This window comes from Pseudomonas sp. S1_E05 (assembly GCF_056337105.1).
In genome coordinates this window covers 76,757-101,882 of the sequence record NZ_JBFRHM010000001.1, presented here as the reverse complement: position 1 = coordinate 101,882, position 25,126 = coordinate 76,757, and the positions used below count along the sequence as shown (strand labels likewise).

21 protein-coding genes, 4 tRNA genes and 1 pseudogene are annotated in these 25,126 nt (G+C 60.2%); 11 read left to right on the top strand and 15 right to left on the bottom strand.

Translation table 11 applies throughout. The annotated features are described in order from the left end of the window. Position 1: 1 nt before the first annotated feature. The 4 genes from AB4N33_RS00490 to AB4N33_RS00475 all read left to right on the top strand — a co-directional run bounded on the left by AB4N33_RS00490 (position 2) and on the right by AB4N33_RS00475 (position 3,385). Positions 2–838: an ABC transporter permease gene (locus AB4N33_RS00490; protein ID WP_460126589.1), complete on the top strand. Its 837-nt coding sequence runs from the start codon at positions 2–4 to the stop codon at positions 836–838. After that, entirely contained in the window at positions 825–1,625 is an 801-nt protein-coding gene (locus AB4N33_RS00485) for an ABC transporter permease (protein ID WP_476456140.1), read from the top strand. The genes AB4N33_RS00490 and AB4N33_RS00485 overlap by 14 nt, the downstream gene beginning before the upstream one ends. Next, the gene (locus AB4N33_RS00480; protein WP_460141157.1) at positions 1,622–2,611 is read left to right on the top strand and encodes an ABC transporter ATP-binding protein; all 990 of its coding nucleotides are present in this window, start codon (positions 1,622–1,624) and stop codon (positions 2,609–2,611) included. Before AB4N33_RS00485 ends, AB4N33_RS00480 begins: the two co-directional genes overlap by 4 nt. Before the next feature lie 120 nt (positions 2,612–2,731). Further along, complete coding sequence (locus tag AB4N33_RS00475; RefSeq protein ID WP_460122066.1) at positions 2,732–3,385, top strand: HAD family hydrolase; 654 nt, start codon at positions 2,732–2,734, stop codon at positions 3,383–3,385. A gap of 141 nt (positions 3,386–3,526) precedes the next feature. Here AB4N33_RS00475 and AB4N33_RS00470 read toward each other — a convergent pair whose 3' ends face one another. After that, the gene (locus AB4N33_RS00470; protein ID WP_476456139.1) at positions 3,527–4,489 is read right to left on the bottom strand and encodes a zinc-binding dehydrogenase; all 963 of its coding nucleotides are present in this window, start codon (positions 4,487–4,489) and stop codon (positions 3,527–3,529) included. Positions 4,490–4,627: 138 nt separating this feature from the next. On the opposite strand from AB4N33_RS00470, the gene AB4N33_RS00465 reads away from it, so the two are divergent. Continuing rightward, the gene (locus AB4N33_RS00465) at positions 4,628–6,709 is read left to right on the top strand and encodes a carboxy terminal-processing peptidase (protein ID WP_460126588.1); all 2,082 of its coding nucleotides are present in this window, start codon (positions 4,628–4,630) and stop codon (positions 6,707–6,709) included. A gap of 130 nt (positions 6,710–6,839) precedes the next feature. Next, positions 6,840–8,615 carry a bifunctional diguanylate cyclase/phosphodiesterase gene (locus AB4N33_RS00460; protein ID WP_476456138.1) on the top strand — a complete coding sequence of 592 codons (1,776 nt, stop codon included), beginning with the start codon at positions 6,840–6,842 and terminating at the stop codon, positions 8,613–8,615. A gap of 29 nt (positions 8,616–8,644) precedes the next feature. Here the strand turns inward: AB4N33_RS00460 and AB4N33_RS00455 are convergent, their stop codons facing one another. The 5 genes from AB4N33_RS00455 to AB4N33_RS00435 form a co-directional block, all read right to left on the bottom strand. Beyond that, positions 8,645–9,052: an SEL1-like repeat protein gene (locus AB4N33_RS00455; RefSeq protein WP_460122061.1), complete on the bottom strand. Its 408-nt coding sequence runs from the start codon at positions 9,050–9,052 to the stop codon at positions 8,645–8,647. Beyond that, entirely contained in the window at positions 9,053–9,424 is a 372-nt protein-coding gene (locus tag AB4N33_RS00450) for a hypothetical protein (RefSeq protein WP_003223109.1), read from the bottom strand. Continuing rightward, positions 9,421–9,762, bottom strand: coding sequence for a helix-turn-helix domain-containing protein (locus AB4N33_RS00445; protein WP_476456137.1), 342 nt, complete (start codon positions 9,760–9,762; stop codon positions 9,421–9,423). Before AB4N33_RS00445 ends, AB4N33_RS00450 begins: the two co-directional genes overlap by 4 nt. Positions 9,763–9,874: 112 nt before the next feature. Further along, positions 9,875–10,330, bottom strand: coding sequence for a YkvA family protein (locus AB4N33_RS00440; RefSeq protein WP_476456136.1), 456 nt, complete (start codon positions 10,328–10,330; stop codon positions 9,875–9,877). Between the two features lie 292 nt (positions 10,331–10,622). After that, positions 10,623–11,339 carry an FKBP-type peptidyl-prolyl cis-trans isomerase gene (locus AB4N33_RS00435; protein WP_460122055.1) on the bottom strand — a complete coding sequence of 239 codons (717 nt, stop codon included), beginning with the start codon at positions 11,337–11,339 and terminating at the stop codon, positions 10,623–10,625. Between the two features lie 266 nt (positions 11,340–11,605). On the opposite strand from AB4N33_RS00435, the pseudogene AB4N33_RS00430 reads away from it, so the two are divergent. Next, positions 11,606–13,415 (top strand): annotated as a pseudogene (locus AB4N33_RS00430) (di-heme-cytochrome C peroxidase). A gap of 29 nt (positions 13,416–13,444) precedes the next feature. Beyond that, the gene (locus tag AB4N33_RS00425; RefSeq protein WP_460126587.1) at positions 13,445–14,581 is read left to right on the top strand and encodes a catalase family protein; all 1,137 of its coding nucleotides are present in this window, start codon (positions 13,445–13,447) and stop codon (positions 14,579–14,581) included. Between the two features lie 108 nt (positions 14,582–14,689). Here the strand turns inward: AB4N33_RS00425 and AB4N33_RS00420 are convergent, their stop codons facing one another. The 7 genes from AB4N33_RS00420 to AB4N33_RS00390 all read right to left on the bottom strand — a co-directional run bounded on the left by AB4N33_RS00420 (position 14,690) and on the right by AB4N33_RS00390 (position 19,046). Next, on the bottom strand, positions 14,690–16,300 hold the full coding sequence (locus AB4N33_RS00420) for a gamma-glutamyltransferase family protein (RefSeq protein ID WP_476456135.1): 1,611 nt from the start codon (positions 16,298–16,300) through the stop codon (positions 14,690–14,692). A 17-nt stretch (positions 16,301–16,317) separates the two neighbouring features. Further along, positions 16,318–17,409, bottom strand: coding sequence for a polyamine ABC transporter substrate-binding protein (locus AB4N33_RS00415; RefSeq protein WP_476456134.1), 1,092 nt, complete (start codon positions 17,407–17,409; stop codon positions 16,318–16,320). Positions 17,410–17,552: 143 nt separating this feature from the next. Further along, complete coding sequence (locus AB4N33_RS00410) at positions 17,553–18,221, bottom strand: GntR family transcriptional regulator (RefSeq protein ID WP_460141150.1); 669 nt, start codon at positions 18,219–18,221, stop codon at positions 17,553–17,555. A 295-nt stretch (positions 18,222–18,516) separates the two neighbouring features. Further along, a tRNA-Asp gene (locus tag AB4N33_RS00405) sits at positions 18,517–18,593 on the bottom strand. 19 nt (positions 18,594–18,612) lie between these two features. Beyond that, positions 18,613–18,688, bottom strand: a tRNA-Val gene (locus AB4N33_RS00400). A gap of 186 nt (positions 18,689–18,874) precedes the next feature. Further along, a tRNA-Asp gene (locus AB4N33_RS00395) sits at positions 18,875–18,951 on the bottom strand. A 19-nt stretch (positions 18,952–18,970) separates the two neighbouring features. Next, a tRNA-Val gene (locus tag AB4N33_RS00390) sits at positions 18,971–19,046 on the bottom strand. Between the two features lie 160 nt (positions 19,047–19,206). On the opposite strand from AB4N33_RS00390, the gene rdgC reads away from it, so the two are divergent. The 3 genes from rdgC (at position 19,207) to sugE (ending at position 21,608) form a co-directional block, all read left to right on the top strand. Next, complete coding sequence (rdgC, locus tag AB4N33_RS00385) at positions 19,207–20,127, top strand: recombination-associated protein RdgC (RefSeq protein ID WP_460122045.1); 921 nt, start codon at positions 19,207–19,209, stop codon at positions 20,125–20,127. An 82-nt stretch (positions 20,128–20,209) separates the two neighbouring features. Then, entirely contained in the window at positions 20,210–21,175 is a 966-nt protein-coding gene (locus AB4N33_RS00380; RefSeq protein ID WP_460122043.1) for a bile acid:sodium symporter family protein, read from the top strand. A 118-nt stretch (positions 21,176–21,293) separates the two neighbouring features. Further along, positions 21,294–21,608 carry a quaternary ammonium compound efflux SMR transporter SugE gene (sugE, locus tag AB4N33_RS00375; protein WP_460122041.1) on the top strand — a complete coding sequence of 105 codons (315 nt, stop codon included), beginning with the start codon at positions 21,294–21,296 and terminating at the stop codon, positions 21,606–21,608. A 190-nt stretch (positions 21,609–21,798) separates the two neighbouring features. Here the strand turns inward: sugE and AB4N33_RS00370 are convergent, their stop codons facing one another. Together AB4N33_RS00370 and AB4N33_RS00365 are read right to left on the bottom strand one after the other, a co-directional pair. Next, complete coding sequence (locus AB4N33_RS00370) at positions 21,799–22,560, bottom strand: TenA family transcriptional regulator (protein WP_460122039.1); 762 nt, start codon at positions 22,558–22,560, stop codon at positions 21,799–21,801. A gap of 78 nt (positions 22,561–22,638) precedes the next feature. After that, positions 22,639–25,098, bottom strand: coding sequence for an EAL domain-containing protein (locus AB4N33_RS00365; RefSeq protein ID WP_476456133.1), 2,460 nt, complete (start codon positions 25,096–25,098; stop codon positions 22,639–22,641). Positions 25,099–25,126 lie beyond the last annotated feature (28 nt).

Below are 25,126 nucleotides of genomic sequence, written 5' to 3'. Positions count from 1 at the left end.
CATGACGCGCGGCAAGTGGCTCGCGGCCCTGTGCCTGGTGCCTTTTACCCTGTTCTTTATCGTGTTCGAGATCGCTCCGCTCGCCTGGGTGATGATCAACAGCCTGGAATCGGAAGAGTTCGGCTGGGGCCTGGCCAACTTCAGCAAGATCTTCAGCTCCAAGTTCTACCTGCAGGCGATCCAGTACAGCCTGGAGATCAGTTTCTGGTCGAGCGTATTCGGCATCTTCATTGCCGTCCTCGGTGCCTACTCGCTGCGGCGGGTCGACTCGAAGCTGCGTAATTTCGTCAACGCCTTCGCCAACATGACCAGCAACTTCGCCGGCGTGCCCCTCGCCTTCGCATTCATCATTCTGTTGGGTTTCAACGGCAGCTTCACCATCCTGCTCAAGCAGGCCGGACTGATCCAGGACTTCAACCTGTATTCCAAGACCGGGCTGATCATTCTCTACACCTATTTCCAGATTCCGCTGGGGGTGCTGCTGTTGTACCCGGCCTTTGACGCCTTGCGCGAAGACTGGCGAGAGTCCGCCGAGTTGCTCGGTGCCAGCGGTTGGCAGTTCTGGCGGCACATCGGCTTGCCGGTGCTGACCCCGGCACTGCTTGGCACCTTCGTGATCCTGCTGGCCAACGCCCTCGGCGCCTACGCGACGGTGTACGCCCTGACCACCGGTAACTTCAACGTACTGCCGATCCGCATCGCGGCGATGGTGTCCGGTGATATTTCCCTGGACCCTAACCTGGCCAGTGCCCTGGCCGTAGTGCTGGTGGCGTTGATGACCCTGGTGACCATCGTGCATCAGCTGCTGCTGAAGAGGAGCTACCATGTCTCGCGCTGAACGGGGGCCCGTCGCTGTTTATCACCGGGTCGTGGTGTACTTGCTGTTTGCCATTCTGTTGCTGCCCCTGGCCGGCACGCTGGTCTACTCGATCGCCAGCAGTTGGTCGGCGACCATCCTGCCCAGCGGCTTTACCCTCAAATGGTACATCGCGCTGTGGAGCGACCCGCGCTTTCTCCACGCCTTCGGCCAATCGTTGGTGGTGTGCGTCGGCGCGCTGGTCCTGTCGGTGGTCCTGATCCTGCCGTTGCTGTTCGTGGTGCATTACCACTTTCCGAAACTCGATGCGCTGATGAACATCCTGATCCTGTTGCCCTTCGCGGTGCCGCCGGTGGTGTCGTCAGTGGGGCTGCTGCAACTTTACGGTTCCGGGCCTTTCGCAATGGTCGGCACGCCGTGGATTCTGATCGGCTGTTACTTCACCATTGCCCTGCCCTTCATGTACCGCGCAATCACCAACAACCTGCAAGCGATCAACCTGCGCGACCTGATGGACGCGGCACAACTGCTCGGCGCCAGCACCTGGCAAGCAGCGTTCCTGGTGGTGCTGCCCAACCTGCGCAAGGGTTTGATGGTGGCGCTGCTGCTGTCGTTCTCCTTCCTGTTCGGCGAGTTCGTCTTCGCCAACATCCTCGTCGGCACCCGTTACGAGACCCTGCAGGTCTACCTCAACAACATGCGCAACAGCAGCGGTCACTTCACCAGTGCGCTGGTGATTTCCTACTTCTTTTTCGTGCTGGTTCTGACCTGGGCGGCCAACATCTTGAACAAGGACAAAAGCGAATGAGCTACGTCAGCGTCCAACACCTTCAGAAGAACTACGCCGGCACCACGGTGTTCAGTGACATCAATTGCGAGATTCAAAAAGGCGAGTTCGTTACCCTGCTGGGGCCTTCCGGTTGCGGTAAGTCGACCTTGCTTCGCTGCATCGCCGGGCTGACCCCGGTGGATGGCGGCAAGATCCTGCTCGATGGCGTCGATATCGTTCCGCTGAGCCCGCAGAAGCGCGGGATCGGCATGGTGTTCCAGAGTTACGCGCTGTTCCCGAACATGACCGTTGAGCAAAACGTCGCGTTTGGCCTGCGCATGCAGAAGGTCAACAGCGACGATAGCCACAAACGGGTCGCCGAAGTGTTGAAACTGGTGGAGCTCGGCGACTTCGCTTCGCGCTACCCGCATCAACTGTCCGGTGGCCAGTGCCAGCGCGTTGCGTTGGCTCGTTCACTGGTGACACGCCCGCGTCTGTTGCTGCTGGATGAGCCGCTATCGGCCCTCGATGCGCGCATTCGCAAGCATCTGCGCGAACAGATCCGTCAGATCCAGCGCGAACTCGGCCTGACCACTATCTTCGTTACCCATGACCAGGAAGAAGCGCTGACCATGTCCGACCGGATTTTCCTGATGAATCAGGGAAAGATCGTACAAAGTGGCGACGCCGAAACCTTGTACACCGCGCCGGTGGATGTATTCGCTGCCGGCTTCATCGGTAACTACAATCTGCTGGATGCGGACAGCGCAACCAAGCTGCTGCAACGGCCGATCAACCATCGCATCGCCATCCGCCCGGAGGCCATCGAGCTGAGCCTGGAAGGCGAACTCGATGCCCAGGTGCGCAGCCACAGTCTGCTGGGTAACGTGATTCGTTATCGCGTCGAGGCCCGGGGCGTGGAACTGGTGGTGGATGTGCTCAACCGTTCGGCGACGGACTTGCACCCCGATGGCCAGCGCCTGTCGCTTTCCATCGATCCGACGGCCCTGCGTGAGGTGGCATGAGAGCAGCTGCAAGCTTCAAGCTTCAAGCTTCGAGCTGCAAGCCGTAGACTGCCGGCCAACTGATCCCTTTCTTGCAGCTTGAAGCTCACGGCTTGAAGCTGCTCTCACCGAGAGCCCCCCATGGCCCTGGCAATTTTTGATTTGGACGAAACCCTTATCCACGGCGACTGCGCCACCCTCTGGGCTGAGCAGATGGGGCGGCTGGGTTGGGTCGACCCGGAGTCGTTCATGCGTCGCAACAACGAACTGATGGACGCCTACAGCCACGGCAAGCTGCGCATGGAGGACTACATGACCTTCAGCCTGGAGCCCATGATCGGGCGCACCCCCGAAGAGATCGACCACCTGGTCGGCCCCTGGGTGGAAGACGTCATCGAACCGATCATTTTCAGCGAGGCAACCAAAGCCATCGCCGCCCACCGCAAAGCCGAGGACCGCATTCTGGTGATCTCCGCGTCGGGCACTCACCTGGTCCGGCCGATTGCCGAACGGCTTGGCATCGACGAGATTCTCGGCATCGAACTGGAGGTTGCGCATGGTGTTTACACCGGCCAGACCACCGGTACCCTGACCTACCGGGAAGGCAAGATCACTCGCTTGCTGGAATGGCTGGACGCGGAAGAGGAAAACCTCGAAGGCGCGAGTTTCTATTCGGACTCACGCAACGATTTGCCGTTGCTGCTGAAGGTGGATTTCCCGCACGTGGTGAATCCGGACCCGGTGTTGCGCGAGCATGCAGAGAAGGCTGGCTGGCCGATTCATCTCTGGAAATAAATCCGATCCCCCCGTACCCCTGTAGGAGCGAGCTTGCTCGCGATTGCGGTGTATCAGCCAATACAGTTTTGTATGACACACCGCTATCGCGAGCAAGCTCGCTCCTACCAGTATGTGAGTATTCTCACAGGTCCCGTGCTGTCAGCTCAGGCTCTCATCAATCACCAACACCACCTTCCCCGCCACCGTATTGCTCGCCAACTCGGCAAACGCCGCTTCGGCATCCTTGATCGGGAAAGTCTTCGCCAGTTGCGGGCTCAGGCGACCGTCGGCAAACAACGGCCACACATGCTGGCTGAGTCCGCTGAACAGGTCGGCCTTGAACAGATCGTCGCGACTGCGCAGGGTCGAACCCAGCAATTGCACACGTTTGGCCAGCACCTGCGCCAGATCCAGCTTGGCCTCACGGCCCCCCATCAGGCCGATCAGCACCCAACGGCCATCGCTGGCCAGCAGCTTCAAGTTCAGCGCAGCGTAATTGCCACCGACCGGATCGAGGATCACGTCGAACGGCCCGAGGTCTCTCAAGCCTTCCAGGTCATCGCCTCGCAACACGCCACCCTGGGCTCCCAACGCTTCGCAGTAGGCCAAGCGCTCGGCAGAGCCGACGCTGACCCAGCACGGGTTGCCGAATGCCTTGCACAGCTGAATGGCGGCTGAACCGATTCCACTTGCTCCGGCGTGCAGGAGAACTTTCTCACCGGGCCGGAGCGCAGCCAATTGAAACAAATTCAGCCAGACCGTTGCGTAAACCTCAGGTAATGCGGCGGCTTCAATCAGGGATATTCCTTCCGGCACCGGCAGCACGTGCCGTCCGTCGACAACCACCTCTTCGGCCATGCCACCCCCGGCCAGCAAGGCGCAAACACGGTCGCCGACTTGCCAGGACGACCCCGGACCGACTTCGCTGATCACCCCTGAACACTCCAGGCCCAGCACCTGGCTCACCCCCGGCGGCGGCGGATAAAGGCCCGCTTTTTGTAATAAATCGGCGCGATTGAGGCCTGCAGCCGACACGCGAATGCGAATTTGCCCTACATCACACGTAGGACTGGGCTCTTCAACCCATGCCACTTGACCTTCCACGCCTTGCAATGCTTTCACAGTGCCTCCATAGTGAGTCTGGACTGAGCCCGAAGCTATAGCGCCGGGCTTTTTGCATTATGCGACCGGCCCTCGTGGACCCGGCGACTTCAAAGACGGCCTAATATGCGTTATCAATTGTCCCTGCGTCGAATCGGCATGAAGCACCTGTTCCCCAGCACCGCCCTCGCTCTGTTCATCGGTATCGGCCTGATGCCGATGTCGAGCAATACGTTCGCAGCCAATAGCTGGGACAAGCTTCAGCCTGATCGTGACGAAGTGATCGCCAGCCTGAATGTCGTCGAGTTGCTCAAGCGCCATCATTACAGCAAACCGCCACTCGATGACGCGCGCTCGGTGATCATCTACGACAGCTACATCAAGCTGCTGGACCCGTCGCGCAGCTACTTCATGGCCAGCGACATCGCCGAGTTCGACAAATGGAAGACGCAGTTCGACGACTTCCTCAAGAGCGGCGACCTCAACGCCGGGTTCACCATCTACAAGCGCTACCTGGACCGCGTCAAGGCGCGCCTGGACTTCGCCCTTGCCGAGCTGGACAAAGGCGTCGACAAGATCGACTTCACCACCAAGGAAACCTTGCTGATTGACCGCAAGGACGCCCCTTGGCTCAAGTCCACTGCGGAACTCGACGACCTGTGGCGCAAACGCGTCAAGGATGAAGTGCTGCGCCAGAAGATCGCCGGCAAGGACTCCAAGCAGATCCAGGAAACCCTGACCAAGCGCTACAAGAACCAATTGGCGCGCCTGGACCAGACCCGCGCCGAAGATATCTTCCAGGCGTACATCAACACCTTCGCCATGTCCTACGACCCGCACACCAATTATCTGTCACCGGATAACGCGGAGAACTTCGACATCAACATGAGCCTGTCCCTCGAGGGCATCGGCGCCGTGTTGCAGAGCGACAATGACCAGGTGAAAGTCGTGCGTCTGGTGCCTGCCGGCCCGGCCGACAAGACCAAGCAGGTTGCACCGGCGGACAAGATCATCGGCGTTGCCCAGGGCAACAAGGAGATGGTCGACGTGGTGGGCTGGCGCCTGGACGAAGTGGTCAAGCTGATCCGCGGGCCAAAAGGCACCGTGGTGCGCCTGGAAGTCATCCCCGCCAGCAATGCGCCGAACGACCAGACCAGCAAGATCGTGCCGATCACCCGCGAAGCGGTGAAGCTTGAAGACCAGGCCGTGAAGAAGTCGGTCCTCAACCTGAAACAGGACGGCAAGGACTACAAGCTCGGCGTCATCGAGATTCCGGCCTTCTACCTGGACTTCAAGGCGTTCCGCGCTGGCGATCCGGACTACAAAAGCACCACCCGCGATGTCAAGAAACTGCTGACCGAGCTGCAAAAAGAGAAGGTCGACGGCGTGGTCATCGACCTGCGCAATAACGGCGGTGGATCCCTGCAGGAAGCCACGGAGCTGACCAGCCTGTTCATCGACAAGGGCCCGACCGTGCTCGTGCGTAATGCCGATGGCCGTGTCGACGTCCTGGAAGATGAAAACCCGGGCGCCTTCTACAAAGGGCCGATGGCGTTGCTGGTCAACCGCCTGTCAGCCTCGGCTTCGGAAATTTTCGCCGGCGCCATGCAGGATTATCACCGCGCGCTGATCATCGGTGGCCAGACCTTCGGCAAAGGCACCGTTCAGACCATCCAGCCGCTCAACCATGGCGAACTGAAACTGACCCTGGCCAAGTTCTACCGGGTTTCCGGCCAGAGCACCCAGCATCAGGGCGTATTGCCTGACATCGATTACCCGTCGATCATCGACACCAAGGAAATCGGGGAAAGCGCTCTACCCGAAGCCATGCCGTGGGACACCATCCGCGCGGCCATCAAGCCGGCGGTCGATCCGTTCAAGCCGTACATCACCCAGCTCAAATCCGAGCATGACGTACGTACAGCCAAGGATGCCGAGTTCGTGTTCATCCGCGACAAGCTGGCCCTGGCTCAGAAACTGATGGCGGAAAAAACCGTCAGCCTCAATGAAGCGGAACGTCGTGCCCAGCACGCCGATATCGAAGCCAAGCAACTGGCGATGGAAAACATCCGTCGCAAGGCCAAAGGCGAAGAACCGCTCAAAGAGCTGAAGAAAGAAGACGAAGACGTTGCTGCGGCGGAACCGGACAAGGTCAAACCAGAAGATGATGCCTATCTGAGCGAGACCGGGCGCATTCTGCTGGACTACCTGAAACTCAACACGGCGGTGGCCAAGCACTAAGATGGTGGCTATTTAATGCTGACGCCGCTGAGACGTCATCAAACAGTCATCAATCTGTCGTGAAATAAAGGACTGGAACCTCTCTTGAAAAAAGCGAGTTTCCGGTCCTTTTTTTTACCAAGAGATCGCCATGACCACGACCGAACAGCTGGGTGCATTGAGTTCAATCTTGACTCAAGGTGGTTTGCACAGCCTGTTCCAGCCGATCATTTCCCTCTCTGAACGCAGGATTCTTGGTTTTGAGGCCCTCAGTCGCGGCCCGTCCAACAGCCCGCTGCACTCCCCCATCGCCCTCTTTGCCGTCGCCCGTCAGGCCGGTCGACTTAACGAGCTGGAAATCGCCTGCCGCGAAAGCGCTTGCCGACGTTTCCACGAACAGCAACTGCCCGGCAAACTCTTCCTCAACGTGTCGCCGGAATCGCTACTCGAAGCCGCACACCAGCCGGGCCGCACCCTGCAACTACTGGAAGATTTCGGAATACCGCCGAGCCAGGTCGTCATCGAACTCACCGAACAGACGCCCATTGACGACTTCCAACTGTTGCAAAAGGCCCTCAACCACTACCGGGCCATGGGGTTCTCCATCGCGCTGGATGATCTGGGTGCCGGCTACTCGAGCCTGCGTCTGTGGTCCGAGCTGAGACCCGATTATGTGAAAATCGACCGGCACTTCATCGACGGCATCCATCAGGATGCGCTCAAGCGCGAGTTTGTCGGCTCGATCATGCAAATCGCCAAAGCGTCCCGGGCGCAAGTGATTGCCGAGGGCATCGAGCTGGCTGAAGAACTCGCGGTGCTGACTGACATGGGGGTGGACCTGGTCCAGGGTTACCTGCTTTGCCGGCCGCAGGAACAGCCGCCACGGGATGCGCGGCCGCTGATGCCCAAACAGGACAGCGCTGCCGTGGCCTTGAACGACGAAGGCAGCGACCTGAGCGCCCTGCTGAACGACCAGCCGGCAGTCGACCGGGATACGCCGACAGCGACGGTACTGGAGGCCTTCCGCCGCCAGGCCAATCTGAACTCGCTGGCAGTGCTCGACGAATACGGCCGACCGTGCGGTATCGTCCACCGGCATTCACTGTCGGACGCCCTGCTCAAGCCGTTTGCGACCGACCTGTTCGCCCGCAAGCCCATCAGTCGGCTGATGAGTGACGATTTCCTTGCCGTGGAAATGAGTCAGTCGCTGCAACAGGTCAGCCGCCTGATCACCAGTCGCGCCCGGCAACGCATCGAAGAAGACTTCATTATCACCCTCAACGGCGGCTATCTGGGGCTGGGCCGGGTCATCGACGTACTCAAGCTGATTACCGAACTGAAAATCCAGCAGGCCCGCTACGCCAACCCGCTGACCCTGCTGCCCGGCAACGTACCGATCCAGCAATGCCTGACCCGCTTGCTGCAACAGCAACGCGAATCGGTGATCTGCTACGTCGACATCGACAGCTTCAAACCCTTCAACGACATCTACGGCTACGGCCGCGGTGATGAAGTCCTGCTGTGCCTGGCGCAATGCCTGAACGACCGCGTCGATCCCTCACGCGACTTCGTCGGCCACATCGGCGGCGACGACTTCCTGCTGGTGCTCGGTCCGGACGACTGGCGCAAACGCCTGAACCAACTGCTGGACGACTTCCAGAGCCAATGCCGACGCTTCTACCGCGCCGAACACCTGGAAGCTGGCTGCTTCATCGCCCCCAACCGCCAGGGTGTGCGCCAGGAATTCCCATTGCTATCGCTGTCGATCGGCGTGGTCCACCTGCACACACAGGCCTGCGCACAACTCGACGCCAGCCAACTGGCAGAAATGGCTTCCCAGGCCAAGCATCACGCCAAGAACATTCCGGGGTACAGCGTGCACGTGATCGACAGCCTCACCGCACAGGAACCTGAGCTGGAATGCTGAACCTGTGGGAGGGTTAGAGGGAAAAGGATTTATTGCGCAGTGTCGCGAGCAGCCAATTCGTTGAGCTTGATCTCGGCCAATGGGTGTCCTGCTTTCAAGGCCAGGTTCCAGAACCGAGCGGCCTCCACCGGGTCTGGCGCTTTGCTCGCGCTTCCAGCCAGGCTGATCACACCCACTTGGTAGGCCGCCTTGCCATCACCGGCCAACGCCGCCAGGCGCAGCAAGCGGATGCCTTCTTCCCGCGCACCGAGCCCCACGCCACGGAACGTCAGGATATGCCCGTAGAAGCTTTGCGCCTGGACGTTACCCAGGTTGGCCATGCGGGCAAACTGGCTTTCCATCCAGCTCCAGACACGGGGCTGGCGAACGCACCATGTCCAATGAAAAAGCCGGCGGGCAAGCCAGTAGCCAGCCCGCGCCTTGAATCTGAGCAGCATTCAGGCCTCCGCCGATTCGGGGTATTCGTACTCGAATACACGCACAACTTCCGAGGCGTGCCAGGATGCCGCGGCGACTCCGTCAGACGGCCCGGAAAAACGCCCCAGACGCTCGACGCATTCGAAAAACCCAGTGCGTGGCAAGCGACTGGCACCCTGGCTGATCACCAGGGAGCTGCGCAGGGGCTGCTCAGCCTTGGCATCCAGTGCGGCCAGATGTTCCAGGGCCGCCGTGAGGGTTTGCATGGCCGGCGTCGGCAACTGCAAACGCTCCAGCAATGCACGGTAGGTCAGCAGATGCCTTTGGCGGCGCGCCTGATCCAGCTCGCCCAGCAATCCGTCCCAATGTTGACGACTGATGCGTACGCTCACGATTCATCCCTCCACCCTGGCACCTTCAATTCCCAGGCCAGACTGCGGCGAATCGCAGCGTCGGGTTGACGCTCACCACGTTCGATCATGGCCAGATAAGACGGGCTGATGCCTACCGTGCGGGCGAGCGCCTCGATGGCGATGCCCTGTGCTTCGCGTAAACTGCGCAGTTGATCCAGGCCCGGGAGAATCGGGTCCGGTGTGGCCGACCGACGCTCTGGGGCGGCCTGCGGTGGTTGCGGGTCAATGCCCGCTGCTTTCAGTAAAGCCTGATATCGGGCCCACGGCAGAACCGCATACTCGGGCTCACCATCGCGTGTGATTATCTGAATATCCATGACTTCCCCGTAGGACAACGACCCTAAACGAGCCGGTGCTTTTCCTTGGAAGTGTAATCCTAACAGCGGCCAAGGTCGCGGGGTATGGATATAGGAATGATCCTTAACAAAATCAGGCTTTTTTCGAGCCCTGGAGCTTCAGTTGTTCCGGGGTGGCGGGCAGTCGCTCCACGACCAGGAGTTTCTCCGGCACCTGGCGTTTGCGCCAGGCACGAAAAGCGTTGAGTTCGTCATCGAGCACTTTCATCAACCAGGCGAGCACGGCGATGTCATCGATCATGCCGAACACGGGAATGAAATCCGGAATGGCATCCACCGGGCTGAGGAAATACATCAAGCCCGCCACAACCGACACCAGCGCTTTTGGACTGATGGCCCGGTATTCGCCCCGCCAGTACGCCAGGCACAATGCCTGCAACAAGCGCAGATCGTCCTTGATTTTGCCGAGGCGATTGCCCTGGCTGGCGCTTTTGCTGGCCACGGCGAACAGCAGCGTCGGCAGTCGACCACGAGCCAGCAGGCGTCCGGCCAGCGGCAGGAACCGAGCGAAATTCCACGGAGCTTTCATCATTCCTCCCACGGCAGGGTTATCCACACAAATTGTGGATAACCTTGTGAACAGACCTGCATTTCACCGCTGAAAGGCCCGTATCACAAGGGCCTCGCTTAGATCGGGCGTTTTTTACACACATAAAAACGCCCAGAATTTCATTGACTTGGCGCCCCGTCGCGGCGTACGCAAGCACCTCAATGGGTCTGACTGCGTGCTGCAACATCCGTTCGCTTTGTTTACCTTCGTCAGGCGCCAGATGCAACAACGCCCCGCATAAGCGAGGCGTTGCAGGCGGGACAGACGCTGATTATTTCGCGGCGTCGTCTTGCTTGGATGGATCCTTGATAGCCAGCAGTTCCAGGTCGAATACCAGCACCGAGTTGGCTGGAATGGCTGGGCTCGGGCTTTGGGCCCCGTAAGCCAGTTCGCTAGGAATGTACAGTTTGTACTTCTCGCCAACGTGCATCAGTTGCAGGCCTTCGACCCAACCCGGGATCACGCCGCTGACCGGCAGATCGATCGGGCTGCCACGCTCGACGGAGCTGTCGAACACGGTACCGTTGGTCAGGGTGCCGGTGTAGTGAACGGTCACGACGTCAGTCGGCTTTGGCTGAGGGCCGTCGGCTTTCTTGACCACTTCGTACTGCAGGCCCGAAGCCGTGGTGGTGACACCGGCTTTCTTGGCGTTGTCTTCGAGGAATTTCTTGCCAGCAGCGGCCGACTCTTCACTCATCTTGGCCATACGCTCTTCGGCACGCTTTTGCAGTGCAGCGAAGGCTTCAACCAGTTCGTCGTCTTTGAGCTTCTGCTCTTTCTTGCCGACGGCATCTTCGATGCCCTGGGCAACGGCCTTGGAGTCCAGGTCATCCATGCCTTCCTGAGCCAGGCTCTTGCCCATGTTCAGGCCAATCCCGTAGGAAGCTTTTTGCGCCGGGGTTTTCAGCTCTACGCTGGTCTGCGAATCACAACCCGCGAGTACCAGGCTAACCAGGGCCACCGCCGCCGCCAACCGATGCTGTTTCATGCTATTTCCTTGTTCATGCGCCAAAAGGGCAATCGAGTAAAGCCGCGAGCTTATCAGGCGGCCACGACCAATGGCTACCGGGATGAGAACAGGATGTTACTGATAAGTTCAGGTGTTTTAACGCATTTCCATAATTGGATGATGAAGCTTATGTCATCAAGGCACTTCGTTTGTCACTGACTTGCGTCATCTCCGGCGTAATGGCCACTTGCCGCAAAATTATAGGTCAGGCATAAGGAAGCGATAAATCGACAAGGATAGTTAACTTGCGCCTCTTTTACCGATTGCTGATTCTGATCGTGGCGCTGCTGGGCGTGGTCCTGGCGGTGGTCCTGTATTACGTCGCCAACCCGAAACTGCCGCAATGGTCACCTGCACAACAGGTGCATTATCTGGAGCAGTGGAGCGCGAGCGACCGCCAGACTTACTATTTCACCCCCCAGGGCACGCAAGTCAAAGGCCTGCGTTATGAGTGGTTCACCGCACTCGAATTGCCCTTCTCGGAGCGACGATTCGCCGCGCCGGAGTACCTGGCACGTTTCGGTTTCCTCATCGACCCCGGCCAGAAAGCCACGCCCGACAACCCCGGCAACCTGCCCGTGGGCTTCGCCCGGCATAAAAACCCCGGCAACAAAGATGAATTTCTGGATATTACCTGTTCCGCTTGCCACACCGGCGAGCTGCGCTTCAAAGGCCAGGCGATCCGTATTGACGGCGGCACGGCGCAACATGTACTGCCCTCCAGCGTTCCTACATTACGGGGGTGGCAGTTTCGGACAAGCACTGGTCGCCAGTCTGACATCTACTTACTACAACCCTTGGAAGTTCGAGCGTTTCGCCCGCAATGTCCTGGGCCAGGATTACGACAGCCAACAGCAGCAACTGCGCAAGGACTTCAAAAAGTCCCTCGACACCTTCCTGAAAGTGGCCTGGAACGATACCCACCGTGGGCTTTACCCTACCGAGGAAGGCCCTGGCCGCACCGACGCATTCGGCCGCATTGCCAACGCCAGTTTTGGCGACGCGATCTCCCCCGCCAACTACCGGGTGGCCAACGCACCGGTGGACTACCCACAACTGTGGGACATGTGGACCTTCGACTGGGTGCAGTGGAACGGCTCGGCACAGCAACCCATGGCGCGCAACATCGGCGAAGCGCTGGGGGTGGGAGCCACGCTGAATTTCTTCGACGAAAACCGCCAGCCGCTCATGGGCGACGAGCGCTACCCCTCCAGCGTGAGGGTGCGTGATCTGCATTTGATTGAACAAACCCTGCAACGCCTCAAACCGCCAGCCTGGCCGGAGGAGCTGCTGGGCGCAGTCGATAAACCGCTGGCCGCCAAGGGCCGCGTGCTGTTCACAGAGAACTGCGCTGGTTGTCACGTGCCGAAAGTGACGCAGGAAGGCGAGCGCTGGGTCCAGCATCTGCACATGCTGCCGGTCGATGTCATCGGCACCGACCCCACCGCTGCCAACAACATCGCCAACCACCGTTTCGACCTGACCGCCCTGCAATGGGACCCGGCGGAACTTGCCAGGCTGGACGTGAAGCTGGACCCCGAGCCCAAGGAACCGCTGGACTTGAGCCAACTCTCGGTGGCCAAGGGCCTGGCCTACGTCACGGCCTTCGTCGAAAACCGCGCTTACCGCGACGCCGGGATCACGGCTGTCGAGAAACCACAGTTCGACGGTTTCGGCCTGCCCATCGGCGTGCGCGAAAAAGTCGCGTACAAAGCCCGCCCGCTGGCGGGTGTCTGGGCCACGCCGCCGTTCCTGCACAACGGCTCGGTGCCGAGCATCTATCAATTGCTCTCACCACAGGATGAACGCGCCACCACCTTCTACCGGGGCACCTTCGAGTACGACCCACGGCACCTGGGCTACCGCACGGAAGCCTTCGACAACGGCTTCGTGTTCGATACGCGCATGACTGGCAACCGCAACAGCGGCCATGAATTCCGCGCCGGCCAACGGGGCAATGGCGTGATTGGCCGGTTGCTGCAACCCGAGGAACGCTGGGCGCTGCTGGAATACCTGAAGGTGCTGGGCGGCCCGCTGGAGACACAACTGCCATGATCATGACCACGTTCAAAAAGGAATTGCCGCTGTTGGCCAGGCTCTGGTTGCGGCTGGGGCGCTTGCTCGGCAAGATTTTGCTGTGGACGCTGGTGATCGGCCTGCTTGGCTGGGCGGTTTCCAGCGCCTGGTTTGCCTGGCAACACCGAGGCCCGGTGCCTTCGCGAGAGCAAATCCCCGAAGGCGAAGCGGCCATGACCCGGGACGTGATCCAGACCGCCGTGCGCATCGTCGATCAACACCGCGAAAGCACCCGCTACCTGCGCGATGCCCACGCCAAGGCCCATGGCTGCGTGAAGGCCGAAGTGCAGGTGTTGCCGGAACTGGCGCAGGACCTGCGTCGCGGCGTGTTCAGCGAGCCGGGCAAACGTTGGCAAGCCACCCTGCGCCTGTCCAACGGCAACGCCTATCCGCAGTTCGACAGCATCCGTGACGCCCGAGGCATGGCGATCAAACTGCTGGATGTGCCGGGCAAACAACTGCTCGCCAACCGCCAGGACCAGGGCGAACAGGACTTCGTGATGTTCAGCCACCCGAACTTTTTTGTCAGCGATGTCGCCGAATACCGTCAGAACGTGGCGGCGCAGGCCGACGGCAAAAAGGTCATGGCGTTCTTCCCTGGCTGGGACCCGCGCACCTGGCAGGTCCGCCACCTGTTCATCGCCCTGGCGACGCTCTCGCCGCCACCGGACAGCCCGACGCAGACCACCTATTTTTCCGTGTCGCCGTACAAGTTCGGCGAGGGCAATGCAAAGTTCAGGGTCGCGCCGGATCCGGACAACTGCCCGGCCTACACCTTGCCCCAGCAGAATCACGACCTGCCGAACTTCCTGCGTAGCGCCCTCACGCAGCAACTCTCCACCGACCGGGTGCCGGCGTGTTTCGTCTTGCAGATCCAGCGCCAGGACGCGAACAAATACATGCCGATCGAGGACACCAGTGTCGAGTGGCGTGAGGCCGATGCGCCGTTCCAGACCGTGGCCCGTATCACCCTGCCCGCCCAGGATTTCGACACCCCGGCGCAGAACCTGAAATGCGACAACCTGTCGTTCAACCCGTGGTTCGGCCTTGAGGCGCACCGCCCGATTGGCGGAATCAATCGCCTGCGCAAGGCGGTGTATGAATCAGTGAGTGATTACCGCCACAGCCAGAACGCCAGGCAATAAAGGGCACCCTGTAGGAGCGGGCTTGCCCGCGATGACGGTGTGTCAGGTACATAAAGGGTGACTGACAGTTCGCTATCGCGAGCAAGCCCGCTCCTACAGGGGCTGAGATCACCACACCGCAATGTGCGAATCCGCCCGCGGTTCGGTCCCCCCGCACAGCACACCCGTCACCGGATCGCGCAGGATGATCTGCCCGCGCCCATAGTCGGTCAGGTCGCTGGCGATCTGTACGTGATGCCCGCGCCGGGCCAATGCGTTGGCCAGGTCGCGGGAAGCGCCCTGTTCGATGCCGACCTTCATCTCGCCCAGCCACTGCCAGCGCGGCGCATCCAGTGCGGCCTGCGGGTTGAGGCCGAAGTCCACCAGGTTCATGACCATCTGCACATGCCCCTGAGGCTGCATATACCCACCCATCACGCCGAACGGGCCGAGGGCCTGGCCGTCCTTGCTGAGGAAACCGGGGATGATGGTGTGGAAGGTTTTCTTGCCTGGAGCGAGGCAATTGGCGTGGACCGGATCGAGACTGAATTCCTGCCCGCGATTCTGCAAGGCGATACCGCTGTCGGGCAGCACCACACCGGAACCAAAGCCGTGGTAGTTGCTCTGGATGAACGAAATCATGTTGCCCTCGCCATCGGCGCAGGCCAGGTACACCGTGCCGCTGGCATGGGGGTCGCCAGGCGCGGGCGGTTGCGCCTGCTCGCCGATCTGCCCACGGCGTCGGGCGCTGTAGTCATCGCTGAGCAGATCAGCCACGGCCACGCGCATGTGCTGCGGGTCAGTGATGTAGTGCAGGCCGTCGCTGTAGGCCAACTTCATGGCTTCCAACTGACGGTGCCAGGTCTGCTGGCTGTCGCGGTGGTCGAAATCGAAGCCTTCGAGGATTTTCAGCGTCATCAGCGCCACCAGGCCTTGCCCGCTCGGCGGGATTTCCCAGACATCGACGCCACGGTAGTTGATGTGGATGGGGTCGACCCATTGTGCGCGGTAGTCGGCCAGGTCCGTCGCGCGCAGGTAACCACCGGTGGCTCTGGAGTGGGCATCCAGGCGCTGGGCCAGCGCGCCGCGGTAAAAGCTTTCACATTGCGTGGCCGCCAGTTCCTCCAGAGTGCGGGCCTGGGCCGGGTTGCGGAACAGTTCGCCTGCCCGGGGGGCGCGACCGTCGATCAGGAACGTCTCGAACCAAGGCTCGAGCAGCGCGTCGCGGTGGGGGCTGAACTCATCCAGGGCGACCTGCCATTGATGGGCGACCACCGGCGACAGCGGGAAGCCGTCACGCGCCAGGCTGACGGCCGGTTGCAGCAGATCGGCGAACGGCAGCTTGCCAAAACGCCGGGACAATTCAGCCCAGGCGGAAGGGCAACCAGGCACGGTGACCGGCGTCCAGCCATACAACGGCATCTGCGCATGACCTGCCGCTTTCACCGCCTCGATGCTCAGTGCCGCCGGGGCATGTCCGTTAGCGTTCAAGCCATGCAACTGGCCCTGAGTCCAGACCAGTGCAAAGGCGTCACCGCCCAGGCCACAGCCGGTAGGTTCAACAACGGTAAGGGCCGCCGCCGTGGCAATCGCCGCATCGATGGCGTTGCCCCCCTGACGCATGATTTCAATCCCCGCCTCCGCCGCCAACGGTTGCGAGGCGGCGACCATGCCGCGACGGGCGAACACGCTCTGGCGCTGGGACGGATAGGGATATTCGTGGGCAGAAAAATTCAACATGGCAAACACTCGTCAATTCATCGACCGGACTTGATCCGGTTCCACTCGCGGGTGATCAGGCGCTGTATCGGGTCTGGCAGGTCGGCGGAGACGAAGGTGTGGGCGATCACGTCGTCGCCGGGATAGATGCCCGGGTTGCCGCTGACCTTGGGGTCCATCAGCGCGGTGGCGTCCTTGTTCGGGTTGGCGTAACCCACGTAGTCGCTGACCGGGGCGATCACTTCGGGGCGTAGCAGGTAGTCAATCAGCTTGTGGGCACCCACCGTGTTGCCGGCATCCTTGGGAATGGCCAGCATGTCGAACCACAGGTTGACCCCTTCCTTGGGCAGCAGGTAGCGGATGTCGACGGTTTTCCCGGCTTCCTTCGCCCGGGTCTGGGCCTGCATCACGTCGCCGGAATAACCGATGGCCACGCAGATATCACCGTTGGCGAGGTCCGCGGTGTATTTCGACGAGTTGAAGTAGGTCACCGACGGCCTGAGTTTCATCAGGAGCGCCGAGGCCTTTTTGTAGTCATCGGGTTGGGTGCTGTTGGGGTCCAGGCCCAGGTACAACAAGGCCTGGGGAATGATCTTCACCGGTGCATCGAGGAAAGCCACGCCGCAACTCTTGAGCTTGGCCAGGTTGGCCGGATCAAAGACCATCGACCAGGAATCAAGCACCACGTCCTTGCCCAGGGCGGCGCGGACTTTTTCCTCGTTGTAGCCGATGCCCACGGTGCCCCACATATACGGCACGGCGTATTTATTGCCCGGGTCAGCGGCTTCCAGGCGCTGCATCAGGCGCGGGTCGAGGTGCTTCCAGTTGCCCAGCAGGTTGCGCTGCAAGGGTTGGTAGGCGCCGGCGCGGATCTGCTTGGACAGGAACTGGCTGGAAGGCACCACCAGGTCATAGCCCGAATGCCCGGACAACATCTTGGCCTCGAGCATTTCATTGGTGTCGAAGATGTCGTACTGGACCTTGATGCCGCTGTCCTGCTGGAAATTCTTCAAAGTGTCGGGCGCAATGTAGTCGGACCAGTTGTAGAACTTCAGTTCCTGTTCGGCCGCCTGTACCTGAGGCAAAACAGCGGCCATGCAAAACGCTGCAGCAAGACTCGATAAACGCATCTTCAACTCCTTGGGAAAGATCACAGCACGCGGCTGAGAACGGCTTGGGTTCGGGGATGGCTGGGGTGGCTGAAAATCTGGGGGCAGTACTCAAAGTCACAACAAGTCGCAACAAATCACCGCACGGGTTGGGCTTTGGCCCGTTATTTTCCTGTTTGCAAAAACTTGATCAGTTCGGGAACCGTGCCCTCGATATGCTCGCGCACCACCGCCTCCGCCCGTTCGGCATCGCCGGCGCGAATTGCATCGAGGATCACCGCATGCTCCTCGTGCGCGCTCAGGGGTTTGTCGACGTGTTGCAGCCAGAGGCGCATAGGTGCCTCGATCAGCGAATACAGGGCCGATATTTGCTTGAGCAACCGTGGTCGGCCACTGAGGCTGCACAGGTACTCATGGAACTTGCGATGGCGGCTGACCCATTCGGCGCTCTCGTCGCGGTAGTCATCCATTTCGTCGAGCAGGCGCTTCAGGGCTGCCAGTTGGCGCTCACCGATATGGGCCACGGCCACACGCACCGCCAGGCCTTCGAGGGCGCTGCGCATCTCGAACACTTCGTGCAACTCATCGATATCCAGCCCGCTGACAATCGCCCCACGATTGGGTCGTAGCGTCACCAGGCCCTGCGCATCGAGGCGTCGAAAGGCCTCGCGCACCGGCATGCGGCTCATGCCGATTTCGCTGGCGATGTCCTCGGCAATCAGCCGGTCGCCCTTGCGATAACGGCCACAGCAGATCGCTTCGAGGAGAAAGTTGTAAGCCTCCTCCTCGGCGGTCAGGGGTGGGCGGTCAGCGTAAGCGGGAGCGAATTGCATGGCGGCACCTTTTGACTTTTTGTATCCAATTATCCACGGATGCAAAAAAGCACAATGCGTGCCACAGGCTGCGTGACTGATCCAAGCTATTGATTCAACAGATTTGAATGGATAAGTGACGCCGAAGACGATCGATCGGCCAAGGGATGATTGCTACTTCATGGATCAACGATGGGCCCATAAAGGTGCAAAACGGTAGCGAGGTAACCGTTGGGAAAGGCAAAAACGCAAAAAGCGACCCAAGGGCCGCTTTTTGCGTGACATCCAGGTGTTCAGTGGGCCTGGATGCGAAATATGGCGCAGCGGACGGGACTCGAACCCGCGACCCCCGGCGTGACAGGCCGGTATTCTAACCGACTGAACTACCGCTGCGCGTAGCGTTGAAAGCAAGTGGTGGGTGATGACGGGATCGAACCGCCGACATTCTGCTTGTAAGGCAGACGCTCTCCCGGCTGAGCTAATCACCCTTTACCTTCGTTGCGGGGCGCATTGTGCCACAGATTTTCATAAAGTGTTGATTTAATTGAAAAATATTTAAATCAATCGGAAAACCGGTGAAACGTTGCAACCTGCACAAACATCAGACAGAAAAAAGCCCGCGTGAGCGGGCTTTCCGTGGTGACCTGGCGTTCAGTGTTCCAGGTAACCGAATATGGCGCAGCGGACGGGACTCGAACCCGCGACCCCCGGCGTGACAGGCCGGTATTCTAACCGACTGAACTACCGCTGCGCGTAACACTGGAAGCGAATGGTGGGTGATGACGGGATCGAACCGCCGACATTCTGCTTGTAAGGCAGACGCTCTCCCAGCTGAGCTAATCACCCTTCACTTTCGGTGTGGCGCGCATTCTACGGAGCAGCCCTACCTCTGGCAAGCACTTTCTTAAATAATTTTTTCAGGCCTTCCAAAGGCTTAGAGAAGGGTTGGCCTATGTCGCCACGAAGAGAATAATGCCCCACTTTGTATAAAGGAGAGACTCGCCCCATGTGGTTCAAAAACCTGCTTATCTATCGCCTGACCCAAGATCTGCCTGTTGATGCCGAGGCGTTGGAAACTGCACTGGCCACCAAACTGGCGCGGCCCTGTGCAAGCCAGGAGTTGACCACCTACGGTTTCACCGCCCCTTTCGGCAAAGGTGAAGATGCTCCGCTGGTGCATGTCAGCGGTGATTTCCTGCTGATTTCGGCGCGCAAGGAAGAACGTATTCTCCCAGGCAGCGTCGTGCGTGACGCGGTGAAGGAAAAAGTCGAAGAGATCGAAGCCGCCCAAATGCGCAAGGTCTACAAAAAGGAACGCGACCAGATCAAGGATGAAATCATCCAGGCGTTCCTGCCTCGTGCCTTTATCCGTCGTTCTTCGACCTTCGCCGCCATCGCGCCGAAACAGGGTCTGATCCTGGTCAACTCGGCCAGCCCTAAACGCGCCGAAGACTTGCTGTCGACCTTGCGCGAAGTGATCGGCACCCTGCCGGTCCGTCCGCTGACAGTGAAAATGGCCCCGACGGCGGTCATGACCGAATGGGTCACCAGCCAGGAAGCTGCCGCAGACTTCTTCGTGCTCGACGAGTGTGAACTGCGCGACACCCACGAAGACGGCGGCATCGTGCGCTGCAAACGCCAGGACCTGACCAGTGAGGAAATCCAGCTGCACCTGAGCACTGGCAAAGTGGTCACGCAACTCTCGCTGGCTTGGCAGGACAAGCTGTCTTTCGTCCTCGACGACAAGATGGTGGTCAAGCGCCTCAAGTTCGAAGACCTGCTGCAAGACCAGGCGGAACAGGACGGTGGCGATGAAGCCCTCGGCCAACTGGACGCCAGCTTCACCCTCATGATGCTGACTTTCGGCGACTTCCTGCCGGCGCTGGTCGAGGCGTTGGGCGGTGAAGAGATGCCGCAGGGGATCTAAACCCTTGTGATTCCCCCCTTGTGGGAGCGTCGCACCGCCGCTCCCACATTGGAACTAAGTCATTAATAAAAAGGATCAGGCCATGCGTGCACTGGCTGCATTGAGTCGCTTTGTCGGCAACACCTTCGCTTACTGGGTTCTGATTTTCGCCGTGGTGGCGTTCCTGCTACCGGCGTGGTTCATCGGCCTGAAAGGCGCCATAGTTCCCCTGTTGGGATTGGTGATGTTCGGCATGGGCCTGACCCTCAAGCTCGAAGACTTCGCCGAGGTCGCCCGCCATCCGTGGCGTGTGGCCCTGGGCGTGGTCGCTCATTTCGTGATCATGCCCGGTGTGGCGTGGTTGCTCTGCCAGGCGTTTCATCTGCCACCCGAGATCGCCGTCGGTGTGATTCTGGTTGGCTGCTGCCCTAGCGGCACTTCGTCCAACGTGATGACCTGGCTGGCCCGTGGGGATCTGGCACTGTCGGTGGCCATCGCCGCCGTCACCACCCTGCTCGCTCCGCTGTTGACCCCCGCACTCATCTGGTTGCTGGCCTCTGCCTGGTTGCCGGTCTCGTTCATGGAGCTGTTCTGGTCGATCCTGCAAGTGGTGCTCCTGCCGATCGTGCTCGGCGTCGTCGCCCAGCGTGTGCTCGGTGACCGCGTGCGCCATGCGGTGGATGTGCTGCCGCTGGTGTCGGTGGTGAGCATCGTGATCATCGTCGCGGCCGTCGTTGCAGCCAGCCAGGCGAAGATCGCCGAGTCCGGCCTGCTGATCATGGCCGTGGTGATGCTGCACAACAGCTTTGGTTACCTGCTGGGTTACTTCACCGGACGCCTGTTCAAATTGCCGCTGGCCCAACGCAAGTCCCTGGCCCTGGAAGTCGGCATGCAGAACTCCGGCTTGGGCGCGGCGCTGGCGAGTGCGCACTTCTCGCCACTGGCGGCCGTGCCTAGCGCGCTGTTCAGCGTCTGGCACAATATTTCCGGTGCGCTGCTCTCGACGTATTTCCGCCGGATGAGCGAGAAACAGGACCGGCACGAGGCGGCGAATCGCGTTGTGCACTGATGCACCAACTTGATCCACGCCCTCATAATGGGCACTATATTGCGCAACGCGAGGACGACCTCGCGACTCGATCGAGTCATTACCCTGGGGACGACCCCGTCTTCGATGGAGGTCTGTCATGTCCTGGATCATTCTGTTTTTCGCCGGCCTGTTTGAAGTGGGTTGGGCTGTCGGACTGAAATACACCGACGGCTTCAGCCGCCCTCTTCCCACGGCCCTGACCGTCGCCGCCATGGCGATCAGCCTTGGCCTGCTGGGCCTGGCCATGAAGGAGTTGCCGCTGGGCACCGCCTATGCAATCTGGACCGGCGTGGGTGCGGTCGGTACGGTCATCGCGGGGATCATTCTGTTTGGCGAGTCGATGGCACTGTTCCGGCTCGCCAGCGTGGCGCTGATCATCGCCGGGTTGATCGGGTTGAAGATCAGTACCTGAAACCAGTCGACCATGAAAAAGCCCGCCCCTCTATCCATAGAGGGGCGGGCTTTTTTGTGTCTCGACCTGTAGGAGCGAGCATGCTCGCGATGGTAGATCAGGCACCGCTGGGTATCAGATAGCCAACGTTATCGTTGACGACCATCGCGAGCTTGCTCGCTCCTACAGTTACACGTGAGTGACACCTGTATCAGCTTTCGGCCAGCGCCATGCGTTCACGGGCTACCGTGGTTTTTTCCGCGTGCTCCAACTGCATGCACCGTTCCAGGAACAGGAACATGTAGTCGTAGCTCTTGCACACCGCCTGACGCAACTCCGATTGCAGGGATTTGCTCGGGTTCATCCCGGCCAGCGTGCAGATGATTTCCAGTGCCTCCCACGGGTGGGCATCGTCGTACTGGGCATGCATCTTCAGCCACTTCATGGCCCGCTTGCGATCTTCCTCGGGAAACGCTGCCGCGTAGACACCGGTGGAACACACCAAAGCCGACCATTCGCCTGTCGCGCCTTCGATGGCGTAGTTGGTGGCGGCAATGGCAACGATCAGCGAGTCCGAAGAGCTGGTGTGCCAGCACCAATGGCTCAGGGCGTGAAGCTCGGGGGCCACCTGCTGCTCTTGCAGATCTTCCAGGCTGACACCGTGCGCACGGCTCCAGTGCACCCAGTAGTCGGCGTGGTTGAGTTCCACACGAATGTTGCGCATCAACCAGCGGCGCGCCATGTCCTCGCCGGGATGGCGGGCAAAGCGCGTCTTGGTCAGGTTCTGTGCCATGTAGAGCGCGAACTGTTCGACGACCGGCCAGCCACCAATCAGGTAGTGACGCATGGTCCTGGCGCTGAGCTTGTTATCGCGCATGCGCTTGTACAATTCGTGTTCGACAACCCGGCGCTTACTCTCGCTGCAATCCTGGATCAGTTTCTGAGCCCAGGCGGGGTAACTTGCAGCTTCCATGAGGGGTCCGGTTCGGTTGAATGAGTCGATCACTGTCGGGTTCCTTTTGATTGTGATTGTTGACGATCAGCAAGAATTTCAACGGAACGTGCCGGGCGCCTTGAACAGCAAGGGTTGGGGCCTGGCAGGACGACTTTGCAGACTATCGCAGGTAAACAGATGCGGGCGCTCAATCACATACCCTTGAGCGTAATCGACCCCAATTTCAAGCAATGCCTGTTCGATCTGGGGCGTTTCAACAAACTCGGCAATCGTACGCTTACCCATGACATGACCGATGTGATTGATCACTTCGACCATGGCGCGGTTAATCGGGTCGTCCAGCATATCCTTTACGAAACTCCCGTCGATCTTCAGGAAGTCTACAGGCAAATGTTTCAGGTACGCGAATGAGGACATTCCGGCACAAAAGTCATCAAGGGAAAAATGGCAGCCTAAGCCTTTGAGCTCATTGATAAATCTGATTGCACTACCAAGATTGGAGATTGCGCTGGTTTCAGTGATTTCAAAACAAATCATTTCAGGCGGAATGGAGTACGCCACGAACTGCTCGCGCAGGAAGTCCAGGAACGCCTCGTCCCCGATGGTACTGCCTGACAGATTGATCGCACACGTGGCCAACGGCCCCTTGTGTGGCTCGGCCATGCACTGGGCAATGATCTTGAACACGTTCTGCACAACCCAGCGATCGAGCGACGTCATCAGGCCATAACGTTCGGCGGCGGGAATGAAGCTGTCGGGCAGGATCATGCGCCCGGCTTCGTCGTGAAGGCGCAACAGGATCTCAATGTGCCCACTGCCCTGCTCGGTCTGGCCCAGCGCCGCGATTTCCTGGGCATACAGGCAGAATCGGTCTTCCTCCAGCGCCATGTGCAAGCGCTGTACCCAGGCCATCTCGCCAAACCGCATGGACAGCTCCGAGTCATCGGCGTGATACACCTGAACCCGGTTGCGGCCTTTTTCCTTGGCCATGTAGCAAGCCATATCGGCTGCGCGCAAGGAGGTTTCCAGCGTGGTCGGGTGATGGTTGACGTGCACCAGGCCGACGCTGACCGTGGTCACGAATGGTCGGCCCTTCCAGACGAAATGCAGGTTCTGAACGGTCTGGCGCAAGCCTTCGGCGATTTTCTCCGCCGCTTCCGGTGCGCAGTTCTCCAACAGGATGCCGAACTCGTCGCCGCCGAGCCTGGCCAGCGTATCGCCCTCGCGCAGACCCGACTGCAACAGCGCGCAGATATGCCGCAGCAACTCGTCCCCCGCGGCATGACCACAGGTATCGTTGACCAGCTTGAACTGGTCGAGGTCGAGGAACATCAGGGCATGGCGTGCCGGCTGCCGGTTCAGGCTGTGCAGCACCTGCTCCAGGCGATACTCGAATTCGCGCCGGTTGGCCAGGCCGGTCAAGGCGTCATGGGTCGCCTGCCAGGACAGATTGGCGATGTATTGCCGCTCCTGGGTCATGTCGTGCAAGACCAGTACGGTGCCGCTGACCTTGCCGGCATTGCGGATCGGCGCGCCCACCAGCGTGACCGATACCGTGCTGCCATCCAGGCGCTGGATCAGCTTGGAATGCTCACTGCCGCTGGTGAGCTGGCCGCTCTGGATGCGCTCGATCAGCGTGAAGCCTTCGGCCTGGGCGTTCTCGTCCAGCACATTGAACAGGGCGGCGAGCGGCAGACCCGTCGCTTGCTCGGCCTTCCAGTGGGTCAACGCTTCGGCGGCCGGGTTCATATAGGTAATGGCGCCCGCCACGTCGGTTGTGATTACGCCGTCGCCAATCGATTGCAGCGTGATCTGCGCCCGGTCTTTCTCCAGTTGCAAGGCGTCGGCAAACTCGTGGCGTTGCTTGAGCAGTTTATGGGTGCGCATCAGGGCCAGGGCGATCAGGCCCAGGGCGGTGGCCAGGTTGGTCACCAGCAACAGCCGAAGTATGACCCGCGAGCCTTCTCCCAGCGCATCGCTGAAGGCTTTCGCCGGAGGTGTCACTTCGTCATTGATCGCAAAGATCTGCGCCTTCCAGCGCTGGATATCAGCCTCCGACGCGCGCCCCGTGGTGATGTGCTGGTGCATCTCCCGGGCCACATCATCGAGCTTGGCCAGGTACGCATCCCCCACCGTCCACAGGTCGATGGCTTTTTCCAGGTAGCTGAAGTGGCGGAAATTGAGGTACAGCCAGATCAGGCTGGACACGTCGTCGGGGTGGTTACCTCCCTTGAGGATCGCCACCCGTGCCGCCGCAATGTCCGGAGGCTGACTATCCAGGGCTACGCGCAGCTCATGCCCGCCCTGAGGCACCAGGATCGCGTCCTGATACTTTCTGAAAGTCGTCTCGTCCCGGCTGTCGGCGTAGAGGTTCAGGTAGTAGATGGCATCCTTCTGGCCCTTCGACCAAAGGCTTTCGCCGGCGACATAGCCGCGCACAGCCGACAACACATAAAGACTGACGCCGCCCAGCAGCGCCTGGAACAACACCACGGCAATAAAGGGCCAAACGATGCCCAACAACCGTGGCGTTCCGAGAGTCCGCGTTTGATTCATGAGGTCCCTTGTTTTTAGCACCGCTTGC